At 67.3% G+C, this 16518-nt stretch carries 18 protein-coding genes; 11 read left to right on the forward strand and 7 right to left on the reverse strand.

The annotated features are described in order from the left end of the window. The first annotated feature begins 30 nt into the window (after positions 1 to 30). From leuA to ACWPN3_RS20005, 6 genes are all read left to right on the forward strand, one after another. The gene (leuA, locus tag ACWPN3_RS19980; RefSeq protein ID WP_492240906.1) at positions 31 to 1740 is read left to right on the forward strand and encodes a 2-isopropylmalate synthase; all 1710 of its coding nucleotides are present in this window, start codon (positions 31 to 33) and stop codon (positions 1738 to 1740) included. A gap of 128 nt (positions 1741 to 1868) precedes the next feature. Then, complete coding sequence (gene rfaD / locus ACWPN3_RS19985) at positions 1869 to 2855, forward strand: ADP-glyceromanno-heptose 6-epimerase (protein ID WP_492240907.1); 987 nt, start codon at positions 1869 to 1871, stop codon at positions 2853 to 2855. An 11-nt stretch (positions 2856 to 2866) separates the two neighbouring features. After that, positions 2867 to 3688 carry a prolipoprotein diacylglyceryl transferase gene (gene lgt, locus ACWPN3_RS19990; RefSeq protein ID WP_492240908.1) on the forward strand — a complete coding sequence of 274 codons (822 nt, stop codon included), beginning with the start codon at positions 2867 to 2869 and terminating at the stop codon, positions 3686 to 3688. Positions 3689 to 3692: 4 nt separating this feature from the next. Continuing rightward, positions 3693 to 4826 (forward strand): class I SAM-dependent methyltransferase, encoded by a 1134-nt coding sequence (locus tag ACWPN3_RS19995; RefSeq protein WP_492240909.1) that lies wholly within the window; start codon positions 3693 to 3695, stop codon positions 4824 to 4826. 142 nt (positions 4827 to 4968) lie between these two features. After that, complete coding sequence (gene pgeF, locus ACWPN3_RS20000) at positions 4969 to 5736, forward strand: peptidoglycan editing factor PgeF (protein WP_109096180.1); 768 nt, start codon at positions 4969 to 4971, stop codon at positions 5734 to 5736. Between the two features lie 202 nt (positions 5737 to 5938). Further along, positions 5939 to 6874 carry a ribose-phosphate pyrophosphokinase gene (locus tag ACWPN3_RS20005; RefSeq protein WP_063635101.1) on the forward strand — a complete coding sequence of 312 codons (936 nt, stop codon included), beginning with the start codon at positions 5939 to 5941 and terminating at the stop codon, positions 6872 to 6874. Between the two features lie 128 nt (positions 6875 to 7002). On the opposite strand, the gene ACWPN3_RS20010 is transcribed toward ACWPN3_RS20005, so the two are convergent. Further along, positions 7003 to 7212: a helix-turn-helix domain-containing protein gene (locus ACWPN3_RS20010; RefSeq protein ID WP_492240911.1), complete on the reverse strand. Its 210-nt coding sequence runs from the start codon at positions 7210 to 7212 to the stop codon at positions 7003 to 7005. A gap of 102 nt (positions 7213 to 7314) precedes the next feature. Between ACWPN3_RS20010 and ACWPN3_RS20015 the strand changes: the two genes are divergently transcribed. Next, positions 7315 to 7974 carry an XRE family transcriptional regulator gene (locus ACWPN3_RS20015; RefSeq protein ID WP_492261895.1) on the forward strand — a complete coding sequence of 220 codons (660 nt, stop codon included), beginning with the start codon at positions 7315 to 7317 and terminating at the stop codon, positions 7972 to 7974. A gap of 120 nt (positions 7975 to 8094) precedes the next feature. Further along, the gene (locus ACWPN3_RS20020; protein WP_492240913.1) at positions 8095 to 8382 is read left to right on the forward strand and encodes a hypothetical protein; all 288 of its coding nucleotides are present in this window, start codon (positions 8095 to 8097) and stop codon (positions 8380 to 8382) included. A 6-nt stretch (positions 8383 to 8388) separates the two neighbouring features. Here the strand turns inward: ACWPN3_RS20020 and ACWPN3_RS20025 are convergent, their stop codons facing one another. Continuing rightward, positions 8389 to 8778, reverse strand: coding sequence for a carboxymuconolactone decarboxylase family protein (locus ACWPN3_RS20025; RefSeq protein WP_492240914.1), 390 nt, complete (start codon positions 8776 to 8778; stop codon positions 8389 to 8391). Positions 8779 to 9068: 290 nt separating this feature from the next. Between ACWPN3_RS20025 and ACWPN3_RS20030 the strand changes: the two genes are divergently transcribed. Both ACWPN3_RS20030 and ACWPN3_RS20035 read left to right on the forward strand, forming a co-directional pair. Beyond that, entirely contained in the window at positions 9069 to 9863 is a 795-nt protein-coding gene (locus ACWPN3_RS20030) for a TorD/DmsD family molecular chaperone (RefSeq protein WP_492261698.1), read from the forward strand. 170 nt (positions 9864 to 10033) lie between these two features. After that, a complete protein-coding gene (locus ACWPN3_RS20035) occupies positions 10034 to 12202 on the forward strand; it encodes a hybrid sensor histidine kinase/response regulator (protein WP_492240916.1) in 2169 nt (722 codons plus the stop codon). Here ACWPN3_RS20035 and ACWPN3_RS20040 read toward each other — a convergent pair. Both ACWPN3_RS20040 and ACWPN3_RS20045 read right to left on the reverse strand, forming a co-directional pair. Further along, entirely contained in the window at positions 12195 to 12446 is a 252-nt protein-coding gene (locus tag ACWPN3_RS20040; protein WP_109096187.1) for a hypothetical protein, read from the reverse strand. The genes ACWPN3_RS20035 and ACWPN3_RS20040 overlap by 8 nt on opposite strands. Positions 12447 to 12620: 174 nt before the next feature. After that, complete coding sequence (locus ACWPN3_RS20045; RefSeq protein ID WP_042443767.1) at positions 12621 to 12845, reverse strand: SMc00767 family acetate metabolism repressor; 225 nt, start codon at positions 12843 to 12845, stop codon at positions 12621 to 12623. A gap of 382 nt (positions 12846 to 13227) precedes the next feature. On the opposite strand from ACWPN3_RS20045, the gene ACWPN3_RS20050 reads away from it, so the two are divergent. Next, on the forward strand, positions 13228 to 13596 hold the full coding sequence (locus tag ACWPN3_RS20050) for a hypothetical protein (protein WP_247872806.1): 369 nt from the start codon (positions 13228 to 13230) through the stop codon (positions 13594 to 13596). 4 nt (positions 13597 to 13600) lie between these two features. Here ACWPN3_RS20050 and ACWPN3_RS20055 read toward each other — a convergent pair whose 3' ends face one another. The 3 genes from ACWPN3_RS20055 to ACWPN3_RS20065 are packed head-to-tail and all read right to left on the reverse strand — an operon-like array spanning position 13601 to position 16274. Further along, positions 13601 to 14548, reverse strand: a complete 948-nt coding sequence (locus ACWPN3_RS20055; RefSeq protein ID WP_492261699.1) for an ABC transporter ATP-binding protein — start codon at positions 14546 to 14548, stop codon at positions 13601 to 13603. Further along, entirely contained in the window at positions 14545 to 15540 is a 996-nt protein-coding gene (locus tag ACWPN3_RS20060; protein ID WP_492240918.1) for an HlyD family secretion protein, read from the reverse strand. The genes ACWPN3_RS20055 and ACWPN3_RS20060 overlap by 4 nt, the downstream gene beginning before the upstream one ends. After that, positions 15537 to 16274, reverse strand: coding sequence for a TetR/AcrR family transcriptional regulator (locus ACWPN3_RS20065; protein WP_492240919.1), 738 nt, complete (start codon positions 16272 to 16274; stop codon positions 15537 to 15539). The genes ACWPN3_RS20060 and ACWPN3_RS20065 overlap by 4 nt, the downstream gene beginning before the upstream one ends. Positions 16275 to 16518 lie beyond the last annotated feature (244 nt).

Below are 16518 nucleotides of genomic sequence, written 5' to 3' on the forward strand. Positions count from 1 at the left end.
CGGGGGCCGCCACTGGAGCCGAACGACGCCATGAGCACCGCGACCCAAACCAACACCGCGACCAACATTCCAGCTCTGCCGAAGTCCCCGTCCAAATACGCCCCCTTCCCCCAGGTGAAGCTGACCGACCGCCAGTGGCCGTCGCGCACCCTGGACAAGGCGCCGATCTGGTGCTCGGTCGACCTGCGCGACGGCAACCAGGCGCTGATCGAGCCGATGGGGCCGGACCGCAAGCGCGCGATGTTCGACCTGCTGCTGCGCATGGGCTTCAAGGAGATCGAGGTCGGCTTCCCCGCCGCGTCGCAGACCGATTTCGACTTCTGCCGCGAGATCATCGACGGCAACAAGATCCCCGACGGCGTCACCATCCAGGTGCTGACCCAGGCGCGCGAGGAGCTGATCCGCCGCACCTTCGAGGGCATCAAGGGGGCCAAGCGCGCCATCGTGCATCTGTACAACTCCACCTCGGAGCTGCAGCGCCGCGTCGTGTTCGGGTTGGACCGCCAGGGCATCGTCGACATCGCCGTCCAGGGTGCCAAGCTGATCAAGCAGCTGGCCGACGAGACCCCGGAAACCGAGATCGTCCTGCAATATTCGCCGGAGAGCTTCACCGGCACCGAACTGGACTTCGCCGTCGAGATCTGCGAGGCGGTGATGGAGGTCTGGCAGCCGACGCCTGAGCGCAGGATCATCCTGAACCTGCCCTCGACGGTCGAGATGTCGATGCCGAACGTCCATGCCGACCAGATCGAGTGGTTCTGCAAGACGATGAAGAACCGCGAGTCGGCGATCATCTCGCTGCACCCGCACAATGACCGCGGCACCGGCGTCGCCGCGGCCGAGCTGGGGCTGCTGGCCGGCGCCGACCGCGTCGAAGGCACGCTGTTCGGCAACGGCGAGCGCACCGGCAACGTCGACGTCGTCACGCTGGCGCTGAACATGTTCACCCAGGGCGTCGATCCGAAACTGAACATTGACGACATCAACGAGATCGTCCGGGTTTCCGAATACTGCACGCAGCTGCCGGTCCATCCGCGCCACCCCTATGCCGGCGAACTGGTGTTCACCGCCTTCTCCGGCTCGCACCAGGACGCGATCAACAAGGGGCTGAAGGCGCTGACCAAGTCCAACACCGGCAAGTGGGAGGTCCCGTACCTGCCCATCGACCCGCAGGATTTGGGCCGCAGCTACGAGGCGGTGATCCGCATCAACAGCCAGTCCGGCAAGGGCGGCATCGCCTATGTGCTGGAGAAGGACTACGGCCTGCAGATTCCGCGCCGCCTGCAGATCGAATTCTCCAAGGTCGTGCAGCGCGTTGCCGACGAGACCGGCAAGGAACTGTCGCCCGCCGACATCCACGCCGCCTTCCAGGCCGAGTATCTGGACGCCGACAGCCCGCTGGAGCTGGTCGAGCATTCGACCGAGCCGCGCGGCCCGAACTCCGGTGCCCGTGCCATGAGCGTGGTGATGCGCCGCAACGGCGAGATCATCACCACCAAGGGCAAGGGCAACGGCCCGATCGACGCCTTCCTGGACGCCCTGCGGCAGGGTTGCGGCACTGACCTGCATGTCGTCGATTACCGTGAGCACGCCATCGGCTCCGGCGAGGACGCCCAGGCCTGCGCCTATGTCGAGGTGAAGACCGGCGAGACGACCCTGTTCGGCGTGGGCATCGACGCCGACATTGTCACCGCCTCGCTGCGGGCCCTGGTCAGCGCCGCGAACCGCGCGACGCGGTAAGGGCTTGCCACTGCGGCCCTCTCCTTCCTGCTCTTCCGAGCGGGCGGAAGAGGGCCATTAACTTGCCCCCACCGTCCCACCCGCCTATAAGTCCCCACGAAACGCGTCGAGCAACAGCGGACAGCGCTATGATCGTGGTCACCGGCGGGGCCGGCTTCATCGGGTCCAACCTTGTCGCGGCTCTGGCTGCGCGCGGCATCACCGTCGTGGCGGTCGTCGACCGCTTCCGTGACGGCGAGAAGTGGCAGAATCTCGCCAAGCGCGAGGTCGCGGCCCTGGTGCCGCCCGAGCAGACGCTGGCCTTCCTCGACCAGCATGCCGCCGAGATCGACACCGTCTTCCATCTCGGCGCCATCTCTGCCACCACCGAGCGGGACGTCGACAAGATCGTCGCCAACAACGTCGCGCTGACGCTCGATTTGTGGCGCTGGTGTTCCTGGCGCGGATGCCGGCTGATCTACGCCTCCTCCGCCGCGACCTATGGCGACGGCTCCGCCGGTTTCGACGATGACGGCTCCTGCGACGGGCTGGCGCGGCTGCGGCCGCTGAATGCCTATGGCTGGTCCAAGCATCTGGTCGACCGCCGCATCGCCCGCGCCGTCGCCGGCGGCGACCTCGTGCCGCCGCAATGGGCCGGGCTGAAATTCTTCAACGTCTACGGCCCGAACGAAGCCCACAAGGGCGACATGATGAGCGTGATCGCCAAGCTGCATCCGCAGTTGACGGCCGGCCAGCCGGCGCGCCTGTTCAAGTCGCACAAGGACGGCTTCGAGGATGGCGGCCAACTGCGCGACTTCATCCATGTCGACGACTGCGTCGCGGTGATGCTGTGGCTCTACGACCATCCCGATGTCAGCGGCCTGTTCAACGTCGGAACCGGCAAGGCGCGCAGCTTCAAGGATCTGGCGCTGGCGACCTTCGCCGCGCTGGGGCTGCCTCCCCGGATTGAGTACTTCGAGATGCCCGAGCATCTGCGCGGCAAATACCAATATTTCACGCAGGCGACGACGGATCGCCTGCGCGCCGCCGGATTCGACCAGCCCTTCACCGAGCTGGAAGAGGGTGTCCGGCGCTATGTGCAGGATTTCCTGTCGCAGCCCGACCCGTATCGCTGACCGGAGTTCCCATGCTCGCCACCCTTCCCGTCGTGGCCTTTCCCACCATCGACCCGGTCGCCTTTTCCGTCGGCCCGGTCGTCGTCCGCTGGTATGCGCTGGCCTATCTGGCCGGCTTCGTGCTGGGCTGGCGCTATTGCATGGGGCTGGCGCGGCTCGATCCCGGCCGCCGGCCGAACCCCGAGGAGTTCGACGACTTCCTGACCTGGGCGGTGATCGGCACCATCCTGGGCGGGCGGCTCGGCTATGTGCTGTTCTACAACCTGCCATACTATCTGGAAAACCCGCTGGACGCGGTTCAGGTCTGGCATGGCGGCATGTCCTTCCATGGCGGCATGGTCGGCGTGCTGACCGCGATTGCGCTGTTCTGCTGGCGGCGCGGCATCTCGCCCTTCGTCTTCGGCGACATCATCGCCGCCTGTGCCCCCATCGGGCTGTTCTTCGGCCGCATCGCCAACTTCATCAATGGCGAGCTGTATGGCCGGCCGGCGCCCGATTTCGCCTATGCCATGGTCTTCCCGCGCGACCCGTTGCAGGTGCCGCGCCATCCCAGCCAGCTTTACGAAGCTGCCCTGGAGGGCGTGGTTCTGTTCATCCTGCTGGCAATCGCCATCCGCAGCCCGGCGCTGCGCAACCGGCCGGGCACGATCGGCGGGCTGTTCCTGATCGGCTACGGCCTGTCGCGCATCACGGTCGAGTTCTTCCGCGAACCCGACCCGCAGCTGGGCTTCCTGTTCGCCGGCGCCACGATGGGACAGCTGCTGTCGCTACCGATGGTGGCCATCGGCCTGTGGCTGGTCCTGCGCGGCCGGCGTCATGCCATTCCGGCCTGACGCCATGGCGGACGAAAGCGCCGGTCCGGAAACGCTGGCCCGCCTGCTGGCCCGCCGCATCGTGATGGACGGTCCGGTCAGCGTCGGCACCTTCATGGCGGAGGCGCTCGGCCATCCGCGCTTCGGCTATTACATGCGCCGCGACCCGTTCGGCAGCGGCGGCGACTTCACCACCGCGCCGGAAATCAGCCAGATGTTCGGCGAACTGGTCGGGCTCTGGTGCGTCGACAGCTGGGCAAGGCTGGGCGGCCCCGGCCCCTTCCATCTGGTGGAGCTGGGTCCGGGCCGCGGCACGTTGATGGCCGACGCGCTGCGGGCGGCCGCGGTGCTACCGCTGTTCCGCGACAACGCCATCGTCCATCTGGTGGAGACCAGCCCGTCCTTGCGGGAGCGGCAACGCCAGACGCTGCACCCCGTCCTGGGCGACGCGGTCCACTGGCATGACCGGCTGGAGGATGTGCCGGACGGCCCGACCGTCCTGATCGCCAACGAGTTCTTCGACGCCCTGCCGATCCGGCAGGTGCAGAAGACCAACTATGGCTGGTTCGAGCGGCTGGTCGATGTCGAGCCCGACAGCACCGAGGACGATCCACGCTTCCGCTTCGTGTTGGAGGCCTTCGGCAGTTCCGGCAACCGGCTGGTGCCGGATACGCTGTGTGAGGCGCCCGACGGCAGCGTCGTCGAGGTCTCCCCCGCCTCGCAGGCGGTGGCGCGGCTGATCGGCGCCCGGCTGGCCGCGGCCCCCGGTGCGGCGCTGGTCATCGACTATGGCTACGCCCACGGGCCGGCGGTCGGCGACACCCTGCAGGCGATGCGCCGCCATGCCTATGCCCCCGTGCTGGAGGCGCCAGGCGAAGCCGACCTGACGGCCCATGTCGATTTCGCCGCAATCGCTGCTGCGGCGCGGGAGGGCGGCGCCCAATCCTTCGGCGTGGTCGAGCAGGGCGAGTGGCTGACCCGGCTGGGCATCCGCCAGCGCGCTTCCGCCCTGGCGGCGAAGGCCAGCCCGGCCCAGGCGCAGGACATCCGCGGCGCGCTGGACCGCTTGATCGATCCCGCGCAAATGGGCAGGCTGTTCAAACTGGCCGCGTTCGCCACGCCAGGAGCCTTCGCCGACTCTCCCCCGGCCGGCTTCTGACCGGCGGACGCGGAAACCGGGTCAGAGACACCGCACCATAACCGCCAGAACCACAATCCGGGCGGACCGTGCATCGCGTCCCCTGCCCTGTCGGGCATGATTGCCGGGCATGGGGGCCACAGAACAGGGAAGGACGGCGTTCGTGATCACACTCGGCGCGCTGAACGACATCACCCACATCAGACACGCCTTTTTCACCCGCACCGGCGGAGTGTCCACCGGTCTCTACGCCTCGCTGAACTGCGGGCTGGGGTCCAACGACTCCGCCGCGGCCGTGCATGAGAACCGCGCCCGCGCCGCCGCGCGCATGGAGGTGGCACCCGCCAACCTCATCACCTGCTATCAGGTCCACAGCCCGACCTGCGTCTTGGTGGAAGAGCCCTGGACTCCGGAAACGGCACCGAAGGCAGACGCCATGGCGACCCGGCAGCCGGGGATCGCGCTGGGCATCCTGACGGCCGATTGTGCGCCCGTCCTGTTCGCCGACAGCAAGGCGCGGGTGATCGGCGCCGCCCATGCCGGCTGGAAGGGCGCCAAGGGCGGCGTCATCGAGGCGACCGTCGCCCGCATGGTCGAGCTGGGCGCCAAGCCGAACCGCATCGTTGCCTGCATCGGCCCCTGCATCGCCCAGCGCTCCTACGAGGTGGGTCCGGAATTCCCGGCGCCGTTCGAGGAGGAGGATGCGCGCAACCGCGATTATTTCGCTCCCGCGCGCAAGCCCGGCCATTTCTTGTTCGATCTGGCGGCCTACGTCACCCGCCGGCTGGGCGACTCCGGCGTCACGGTGATCCAGCGCTGCCCCAACGACACGGTGGCCGAGGAGGACCGCTTCTTCAGCTATCGCCGCTCCTGCCTGCGGGGAGAGACGGATTACGGCCGCGGCCTTTCGGCCATCGTCCTGCAGAACTGAAACGGCGCGAACGGGTTGGCGGAACGGCCATGGTCATGCCGCCCGCGCAGGGCGGCATTCCCCAATGGGGAAAGACCCGACCGTCATGGAACGTTTACATGGGGCCGACCCTTTGTTATGGTCCGCCCCGTTTTCAAGGGGCGCCGGCGCGCAAGCGGCGAACGTGCCTTGAGCCGTTTCCCTGCAAAGAGAGCCGACCCCGATGAAGGTGCTTGCCGGCAACAGCAACCGTCCGCTGGCCGAGGCGATCTCCACCTGTCTCGGCGTGCCGCTGACCAAAGCCAGCGTCCGCCGTTTCTCCGACATGGAGGTTTTCGTCGAGATCCTGGAGAACGTGCGCGGCGAGGACGTGTTCGTCGTCCAGTCGACCTCGTTCCCGGCCAACGACAACCTGATGGAACTGCTGGTGACGATCGATGCGCTTCGGCGCGGGTCGGCCCGGCGCATCACGGCGGTCATCCCCTACTACGGCTACGCCCGCCAGGATCGCAAGACCGGCCCGCGCACGCCAATCTCGGCCAAGCTGGTCGCCAACCTGATCACCCAGGCCGGCGCCAACCGCGTGCTGACGATGGACCTGCACGCAGGCCAGATCCAGGGCTTCTTCGACATCCCCACCGACAACCTGATGGCCGCCCCGGTCTTCGAGAAGGACATCCGCCAGTCCTTCGAGAGCATCGACGAGATCACCATCGTGTCGCCGGACGTCGGCGGCGTGGTGCGCGCCCGCGCGCTGGCCAAGCGCCTGGACGCCGATCTGGCGATCATCGACAAGCGGCGCGAGCGCGCTGGCGTGTCGGAGGTGATGAACATCATCGGCGACGCCAACGGCCGCCGCTGCATCCTGATCGACGACATCGTCGACTCGGGCGGCACGCTGTGCAACGCCGCCGTCGCCCTGATGGAGGCCGGTGCCAAGTCCGTCCACGCCTTCTGCACCCACGGCGTCCTGTCCGGCGGTGCGGTCGCCCGCGTCGCCGTGTCGCCGCTGGAGCAGTTGGTCACCACCGACAGCATCCAGGCGACCGAGGCGGTGCGCGTGTCGCGCAACATCCGCCAGCTGACCATCGCCCCCCTGCTCGCCGAAGCGATCATGCGCATCAGCGAGGAACGGTCGGTGTCGAGCCTGTTCTCCTAGAGTGTGATCGCTTCACGCTGGATTGCTTGAAGCGTGAATCACATGGAAGACTCTAAGAGCGGCAGCGTTACAGGAAAGGTCCTTTCCCACCGGGAGAGGGCCTTTTTTGTTGCGCGCGTTCCGCTCCATCACCCCTGCCCCTGTCCGTCACCCAGCCCATGGAAGTCGTTCGCCGTGACCCGCCCACCAGTGGCGGCGGCGATTCGGGCCATGACGGCGGGACGGGGGACGCGGCGGCCATGGCGGTAGCGGTTGACCGTCGCCTGGCTCGTCCCGATCAGGGCGGCAAAGGCCTCTTCCTTGGTTGCGGTCCGGTTGAGCCAATCGTCGAGCGTCATACCGCAATGGTTTAGACCAAGCAGGCTTCTGCGCGCAACTGGATTTATTCCGCTCTGATGGACTTTCCGAAGCCGTTTTGGTATGAAGGTCACATGACCACAATGCGCGAACTGCGGCAGGCCGCCGGGCTGAGCCAGGAAAAGCTGGCCGAGATGGCCGGCACCTCCCAGCCACAGATCAACAAGCTGGAAACCGGCCAGCGCAAGTTGACCGTCGACTGGGCGGTAAAGCTGGCCGGGCCGCTGGGCGTGGAGCCGGCGGTCCTGCTCGGTCTCGAAGGGCCGACCGCCGCGACGGCCCAAGCGCCTTCCCAGCGCCCCGCCCGCCCGTCGCTTCCGCCGCTCCTCCGCACGGCACCGCTTCCGCAGGCGCAGGCCGCGGCGTCGATGCCGGTACGGGCGGCGGCACGTGGCGGCGTGGACCAGGAAATGTTTCTGGAGGACGGGCCCATCGACTGGATCGCACGCCCCGACTATTTGAAGAACGCCCGCGATCCATATGCCATGTATGTGGTCGGCGAATCGATGATGCCGCGTTTCCGCCCGGCCCAGCTTCTGCACGTCAACCCGCACAAACCGCCGGCCGCGGGATCCGGGGTGGTGGTGGTCAAATGCAACAAAGCGGTGCTGGTGAAGGAGTTCGTGCGGCGAGGCGCCGACATGGTGATCCTGCGCGAATACCGGCCGGCCGACCGCGAATTTTCCGTGCCGCTGGAAGAAATCGACACCCTGCACACCGTGGTCGGCTTGCAGGAGCCCTGACCGACATACCACAACGGTATCGGCTTTTTCTGGTCCTTATAGTCCAAATTGGACTATTCCTTTGTTTGGCGAAGCGGCGGACATCTCCGGCGCACCGCAGTCGATCGAGGAGACAAGGCCATGCCACAGCTTTATCCGCGCTTCCATCCCGGCCCATCGGGCGGGCGGCTCGACAGCTTCAGCGAGCGCGGCGCCCACGAACTGGCCCGCCGCATCCGCACCGCCTGGGCCACCATCGGCTGGGACGTGGAGGTGCGGGTGGAGCGCATCGCCAGCGAGGAAGTGGGCGACGGCCGCAGCACCGCCCACTTCACCGTTCGCAGCGACCTGATCAACGGCTTGCCCCAGCGCCGCCTGTCCCAACGCCGACCGGACGAGGCGGCCCGGGCGCTGCCGCGCGCCGCCTGATGCGGCTCACTTCAACCGCTCGTCCAACTCGACCTGATAGCCGACGGCGAGGCGGTTGGTCTCGTTCGCCATGCCAACCACCGCCATCAGCTCGCCGAACTGCGCGTCGGTCATGCCCAGACGCCGCGCCGCCGCCTCGTGCGAGCGGATGCAATACTGGCAGTTGTTGGTGACGCTGACCGCGACGAAGATCATCTCCTTGACCAGCGGGTCCAGCGCACCGGGCGCCATCACCTCCTTCAGGCTCTCCCAGGTCCGTGCCAGGGTAGGCGGATGGTGGGCAATTGCCTTCCAGAAATTGTTCACGTCGGGGACGTTGCGCGTCGCCTTGATGTCGTCGTAGACGGCGCAGACCTCCGGGATCGCATCGGCCTGTTCGATCAGGGGAAGCGGCATGGCGGCGGGAACTCCTGTGGGGGATGGTGACTTGCGATAAGGCAGGACATCGTGTCGCAAGGCAACAGCCGGTCCACGTCTTTCCCCCGTCCATCGGCCAAGTTGACCGATGCCAGCCCCGCTGGTAGTAGAGACTTGCAACAGATCGCGCAAACGTTCGGACAAACGATCCGCCCGGAAGCCGCGGCGCTGGAAGAAATCCATAAGACACGAAATCCATTCGTGCAGCGTTCCCATGCGGCCCGGCCCCGGCACATGTCCGATCCGGCCCGAATGCCGGGAGGAACAGCGTGGACAGCACGGTTCTAGAGGCCGCCTTGCCACCCCATCGTCAGGACGGCCATCCCAAGGATGGTGCCGGCATCGCGGGAGCCCCTATTCCCAGCCCCCTCGATCTGGCCACCTCATCCCGGGGCCTGCGTCTACTCGTCCGCCTGCATGCCGAAGAACCGTCCGCCGCCTTGCTGGAGACGTTGCGACGCGAACCGGTCGGCCGCGGTCCGCTGGCACTCGACCGCGACGACTCGCAGCAGGCCGCCGCCCTGGTGGACGAGGTGGTGAGCGACCTGCCGGACCGGATCACCCGCAGCTGCCTCGCCCCGCTGGTCGCCGATTTCGCCGCCATCCACATCAACGGCGGGCTGCGGGCCTGTCCGACCGAAGGTCCGTGGCTGGAAGAGAAGCTGCGGGACGATGCCGCCGCGTCCCTGCTGCGCTGGCGCACGGGTCTGGGAGTGGAATTTGGCGGGCCGCCGCTGGACCGGCTGGCGGACGACCATGTCGCCGCGGAACTGGCTGTTCTGGCCGCGCTGCTCGACCGCGGGCGCCCGCTCGACGCCGTCCACTTCCTCGACCGCCACCCGCTGCGCTGGATGCCGGATTTCTGCAGCCGCGTCGCAACCCGTTGCCGCGAACCCTTCTTCGCCGGCATCGCCATCCTCACCAATGCCTATCTCGACGATCTGCGGGACCGGCTGGGCGATCTGTGCGGGCTGCCCCGCCCGGTGGATGACGGATCCGATGTCCGCCGCCGCCGCCGCTGGACGGAAGGTCGCTTTCCCCGCGCCTGCACCTGCGATCCGTAAACCGCCGAACTGCGACCCGCCATCGCCTCCCTGCCTTAAAGTCAGAGTTGCCCACCCTTCGATGCTTCGGCCATGGTGACCGGAACGGGGTTGGGCCAAAGGCCTGCCCAGTGGCCTGTCCTGTGCCGCCGAAGGCCGGCAAGCTTCCTTTTTCCTGGCAATGGTTGGTGATGCCCGTTCGCAACCTCGACAGTCGGACCGACCGCAGGGGGGCAGTGCGCCTGCTGCGCCTGCTGCTGGCTGTGTCGGTCGCGCTGCCGCTCGTTCTGTTCGCCGGCATCGGCTGGCGCGAGCGGTGGGAGGCTCAGGACGAGGCCGAGCGGAACAGCCGCAAGAACGCCCTGATCCTGCACGAACATGTGCTGAAGGTGTTTGACACCATGTCCCAGGTTCTGGACCGGGTGGACGAGCGCATCCATGGACGCAGCTGGCGCGAGATCGCCGAGTCGGAGCCGCTGCACCGCTATCTGAAGACTCTGAAAGGCGAACTTGAGCAGGTTGGCGCCATCGGGCTGACCGATCCCGACGGATTCGTGCGCAACTCGAGCCTCGTCTTCCCTGCACGCAACAGCTATATCGGCGACCGCGCGGATTTCCGGGAGCAGCGGGAAAAGGATTCCGGCCTGCTCATCGCCGGCCCGGTCGTCGACCCCACCAGCGGCAAACCCAGCTTCGGCATCAGCCGGCGCCGCAGCAGTCCAGACGGCCCCGACGGCAGTTTCGACGGGATGATCGCCGCCATTATCGATCCCGATTATTTCGCCAGCTTCTACCGGCGGATCATCGGCACCGAAGGGGAATCCATTGCGCTGATCCGCGATGACGGCGCGATGCTGATGCGCTTCCCGACCCTGGACCCGACACGGCCGAACGCGACCCTGCCGACCCTGCCGGCCGACCGCGGCCTGCGTGCCGAAATCCGCCGCCAGCCGGACGAGGGAATTTTCCGCACCGGCAACAGCTTTGTGCAGGGGCTGGAGCGCGTGTTCGCCTATAAGCGGGTCGGCGCCTTCCCGATCTACGTCGTCTATGGGCTGGACGGGACTCAAGTCACCCGCTCCTGGTGGCGGAACATGGCTCTGGACGCCGCCTTCGTGGCTCCGGCGACGCTGGCGCTGGCGCTCCTCGCCTGGCTCGCCTACAGCCGCGCCGCGTCCGAAAATGCCGCGGTCCGGCGCTGGGCGGAGGAGGTGCGCAACCGCGAAAGGCTGGAGGAGGCGCTGCGCCAGAGCCAGAAGATGGAGGCGCTGGGCCAGTTGACCGGCGGGGTGGCGCATGACTTCAACAATCTGCTGACCGCAGCGCTCACCAACCTGCACCTGCTGGCCCGCCATCTGCCGGCCGACGGCCAGCGCTTCCTGGGCGGGGCGCGGACCGCGCTGGAACGGGCGGAGAAGCTGACACGGCAATTGCTGTCCTTTTCGCGCCAGGATGCCGTCAACCCGACGGTGGTCGATCTGGGCGACAGCCTGCGCCGGATGTCCGACCTGCTGGCCCGCTCCATCCGGGCGGACGTCGTACTGGAGTGGGACATCGCCCCTGTGCCGATGGCGGTCGCCATCGATCAGGTGCAGTTGGAGATGGCCGTGCTGAACCTGGTGCTGAACGCCCGCGATGCCATGCCCGGCGGCGGCCGAATCCGCATCGCCGCTGCGCCCGGTCCAGAGCCACGCACCGCCCGCATCGAGGTTTCCGATTCCGGCGCCGGCATGCCGCCCGATGTGATGGCCCGGGCCTTCGACCCCTTCTTCACCACCAAGGGGGTCGGCAAGGGAACGGGGCTCGGCCTGTCGATGGTCTATGGATTCGCCCGGCAGTCCGGCGGCAGCGCCACCATCGACAGCCGGCCCGGCGAGGGCACACATGTGTGCATCGACCTGCCGCTGACCGATGCCCGGCCGGAGGAGCCGGCCCCTGTCCCGGCGGCCCCGGTCGCGGACATCCGCCCGCTGCGCATCCTAGTGGTGGAGGACAATCCGCTGGTGCTGATGGCGACGGTGGAAGGACTGACCCAGGAAGGCTTCTCGGTCGAGACCGCGGAAGACGGCGTCACTGCGCTGGCTCTGCTGGAGACCGACCGCAACTTCGATCTTGTGGTGTCGGACGTCGTGATGCCGGGCGGCGTTTCCGGGGTCGACCTTGCCCGCCACATCCGCGAGCACTGGCCGCAGTTGCGGGTCCTGCTTGCCTCGGGCTACAGCCCCGAATCGCTGGCCACCATGGGCGCCGACACCGCATCGGTGCTGGCGAAGCCCTTCACCCCCGACCAGCTGGCGGCGCGAATCCGGTCGCTGACCAGGACCGGGCCGGGCGGCGGTGCGGCGGACGGGATCAGGTAAGCGCGCTGACGAACATCGGCGTCCACAGCGCCATGCACCACACCAGGCCAAGGCAAAGGCCACGGGTCAGATCGTCGAAGGTCGGCTGTTCCAGCCGGTTCAGCTTCCACATCGCATTGACTTCGCCCGGCGTCAGCGGCCGGTCGCCGGACCCGGTGTCAGGATCGAAATCGGACTGAAGCGTACGGCGATCGGTCTGCTCACGGCTGGCGGCTGCGCGCCGTTCGGGGTCGCGTGACGGCATGGCTGGGGCCTCGCATCGATAGCGGAATGCCCAACAAGTTTGTGACCGCCGCCGCCGGCGACCAGCCTTCCTTCCGTCCACGCCGGAATTTTGTCGACATACGAAAAAAGGCCGCCATCCGCTGGACGGATGCGGCCTTTTCGCCAAGCGTCCGGCCAGATCGGCCGGACGGGATCACTTGCCGGGACGGATCACCGGGGTGAGTTGATCGCCCCAGTTGCCGGTCTCGTTGTGGTAGCGGGCGGTGCGCATCAGCTCGACCGTCACGCCGGCCTCGACCGCCTTGACGACGGCGTCGTTCAGGCGGTGCAGGTTGTTGGCGACGATGCGGATGGCGCTTTCCTGCTCCGGCGTCAGTTCCGACCGGTCATCCGGCGGCGCGTCCTTGAAACCCGACATGCGTTGTTCCTTCCCCTGGATTGGGACCGCCCCGGCGGGACCGGCTGCGGTCCAGAACTTGGTCATGATCTTGACCGGCCTTTCCGGCCGGTTTTCATCATGTACCACATTGTGTGCGCCGCGACAAAGAGCACGACGCGCCAAGCGCTTGCGACCATTGGCCTCTTGCAACCGGCAAACCGACGCCCTGACGTTGCGGCGGAATCGGCCGGTCGAAAGTCCCGCCCATGCCGGACACTCCGCCAAAGGTTGTTTTCTTACAAACAAAAGAAATAAAGCTTCAGTGTTGCAACAATCTCTTGGATTAACTCAATGGTTGACTATCCGCGATTGCGATGTACAGATCTCATCACGATCCAATTTTCCCCTGACGGAGATCATCTTGAAGAACGTTGCTGCCAAGGCCCTGCTCGTTGCGTCCTCGCTGTTTCTGATGCATGGCGCGGCGCTCGCCGGCCAGCAGGACTTCACGATCGTCAACAAGACCGGCTATCCGCTGAAGCACATCTACGTTTCGGAAAACAACAACAACAGCTGGGACGAGGATATCCTCGGCCGCGACGTCCTGAACGACGGCGAGTACTTCGAGGTTGCCTTCGCCAAGGCCGAGAGCACCTGCAAGTGGGACATGAAGGTCGTCTATGACGACGGCGAGTCGGCGGTATGGCAGGGGCTGAACCTTTGCCAGCTCTCCAAGCTGACGCTGAAGTGGAACAAGAACACCGGCGTCACCTCGGCCCAGACCGAGTAACCCGTCACCGGAAATTGTCGGTGCTGCGGTTCATCAGATGGATAAAGACGTCTTCCAGCGTCGGTTCCGTCGCGGTGATCCGCAGCTCCGGCTGCCCAATCCAGGGGGCGAGCGCCCAGTCCAGGGCTGAAGAGTTGGTTCCGCTGACATGCAGGCGGCTGCCGAAGACCGCCACCATCTCCACTCCCGGCTGACCGTCCAGCGCCGCGGCGATACGGTGCAGGCCGCTGCCCGCGACCAGACGGGTGTGCAGGCCCGACCCGGCAATCACCTGATCGACCGTTCCATGCGTCATCAGCGTGCCGTAGGCGATGTACGCGATGCGGTGGCAGCGTTCCGCCTCGTCCATGTAATGGGTGCTGACCAGAACCGTCAGACCCTCGCCGGCCAGCCGGTGAATCTCATCCCAGAATTCCCGCCGCGCCTTGGGATCAACGCCCGCCGTCGGTTCGTCCAGCAGCAGCAGCTTCGGCTCGTGCAGGATGCAGGCGGCCAGCGCCAGACGCTGCTTCCAGCCGCCGGACAGTTCCCCCGCCAACTGCGTGCGACGGTTGGATAGGCCCAGCCGGTCCAGCGCCTCCACCACCCGCCGCCGCCGGTCGGGCAGCCCATACATGCGGGCGACGAAGTCCAGATTCTCGGCGATGCTCAGGTCCTCCCAGAAGCTGAACTTCTGGGTCATATAGCCGACCTGCCGCTTGATCGCCGCACTCTGCCGCCGGATGTCGAGGCCAAGGCAGGTGCCCTCCCCTGCATCGGGAGTTAACAGGCCGCACAGCAGCCGGATCGTCGTGGTCTTGCCCGACCCGTTGGGGCCGAGAAAGCCGTAGATCTCGCCGGTTTCCACCCTGATCGACACATCGTCGACCACGGTCTTGCTGCCGAAGCGCTTGACTAGGCCGCGCACGTCGATGGCCGGGCCGCCATTGGCCGCCAAGCTGTCCACCGTCATTGCCCCGCCCCCGCCGGCCGGCCATCCGCCAACCAGACATCGACCGGCAGCCCAGGGTTCAGCGGCCGGCCCGATGCCGGTTCCATCCGGGCTTCCACCCGGAAGACCAGCTTCTCCCGGCTGCCGACGCTGTAGATCACCGGCGGGGTGTATTCCGCCTGCGAGGCGATCCGGCTCACCCGTGCGGACAGGCCGGCTGGGCAGCCGTCGCAGCGCACCGACAGGGCGCCGCCCGGCACCACCCCCGCCAGTGCGGTCTCCGGGACGAACAGCACCAGCTTCACCCGCTCCGGCGGCAGGAGCGACACCACAGGGGAGCCGGCCGGCACCCACTCGCCGGGATTGTACAGCGTGTCCTCGACCAGGGCCGCCGCCGGGGCGACGGGAGCCAGATCGGCCAGCCGCCGTTCCGCCTGGGCAAGCGCCGCCTCCGCCTGGGTCACCGCCTCGTCGGCAGCGCGCAACTGTTCGGGCCGGGCCGCCAATGCGGCGACCGCCACTTGGGCATCCGCCTCCGCCAATTGGCCACGGTCCCGGTCGAAGGCGGCGCGCGCCTGATCGAGCTTGTCCGGGGACGAGACCTTGCGGGCGACCAACTCCTGCTGGCGGGCCAGCTCGGCGGTGGAATAGCGCAGCGCCGCCTCCGCCCGCGCCTTCTGCGCGGTCAGCACCGCCACCTCCTGCGCCCGCTTGCCGGTGGCGAGGTCGGCGCGCTGTGCCCGCGCCTGTGCCAGCGCCGCGGCAAGCCGGTCGCGCTCAGCCCTGGCGGTAGCGCGGTCGATGGCGAACAGCGGCGCTCCTGCCGCCACCTGTGCCCCGCGGGCGACCGACAGGCTTTCCAGCATGCCGGCGCTGGGGGCGGCGATGCGCAGATACTCCCCCTCGACATAGCCATGGGCGAGCGGCGGCGTCCCGCCGGCCGCGATGGGCAGCCCCACCGCCAGAGCGATGGCCACCAGCCCGTCCAGGAGGCTTCCGAGAAATCCGCTCATGGCGCATCCTCCCCCGCCCCTGCCCGCTCTGCCCGAAGATCGACATCACGCAGCAGGATCCGGCGCAGGTTGTCGATGTGGACCTCCACCAGCGCTGCCACATCCATGGGCGGTTCGCCATTGACCCCGTCGAAGGAGGTTCGCCACACGGCGCTCATCAACAGCGGTGCGACGATCAGACGCACACTGGGATCGAGTTCCATCGGACGGAACTCTCCGCTCTCCATGCCGCGCCGCAACAGGCCCCCGAGCACGCCGAAGCCGCGGCGGATCACCTCACGGTGGTAGAAGGCGGCAAGCTCGGGGAAATTGCCGGCCTCGGCGATCACCAGACGCGGGATCACCGCCATGCGTGTCGTGGCGATCAGCCGCGCCACCATGCGCAGCAGCCGCTCCAGCACCGGAAAGCATGGCCCGCCGGCTGAGGCGACCAGCGCTTCGGCCTGTTGCAGGTTCGGCAGGATGGCGGCCCGGATCACCGCCTTGAACAGCTCCTCCTTGCTGGGGAAGTAGAGATAGAGCGTGCCTTTGCTGACCCCAGCGCGGGCCGCCACCTCCTCCAGCCGCGCCGCGGCGAAACCGCGGTCGGCAAAGATCTCCATCGCGGCGGCGACGATCTCCTGCGGCCGGGCGTCCTTGCGGCGGCGCCAGCGCGGCGGTTCGCCGGACGCAGCCGGATCGGAGGCAGGTTCGGGACGGGAATCGGACGGAGAACCGGATTCGCGGGAGGGCATGGCGCGCCTCTCTTTATAACTGACCAGTCAGTTATTAACATGACACCACCATTCCACCAATGGCTAAGGTCATTGTGCGCCGCAGCAGAATCTATGCAAAAGGTCTTGCCTTTCGGCGAGCAGTCACGGACACTTTCCACCGGCTGGCAGCGTACGAACGGAGTCGCAGCCATGCCCGGCCTGGAAGACGGGCTCCAAAACAGGACATGAACGGCATGGCCGGACCAACGGCCGCCGCGGTTTT

Source organism: Azospirillum sp. UENF 111221, assembly GCF_058780625.1.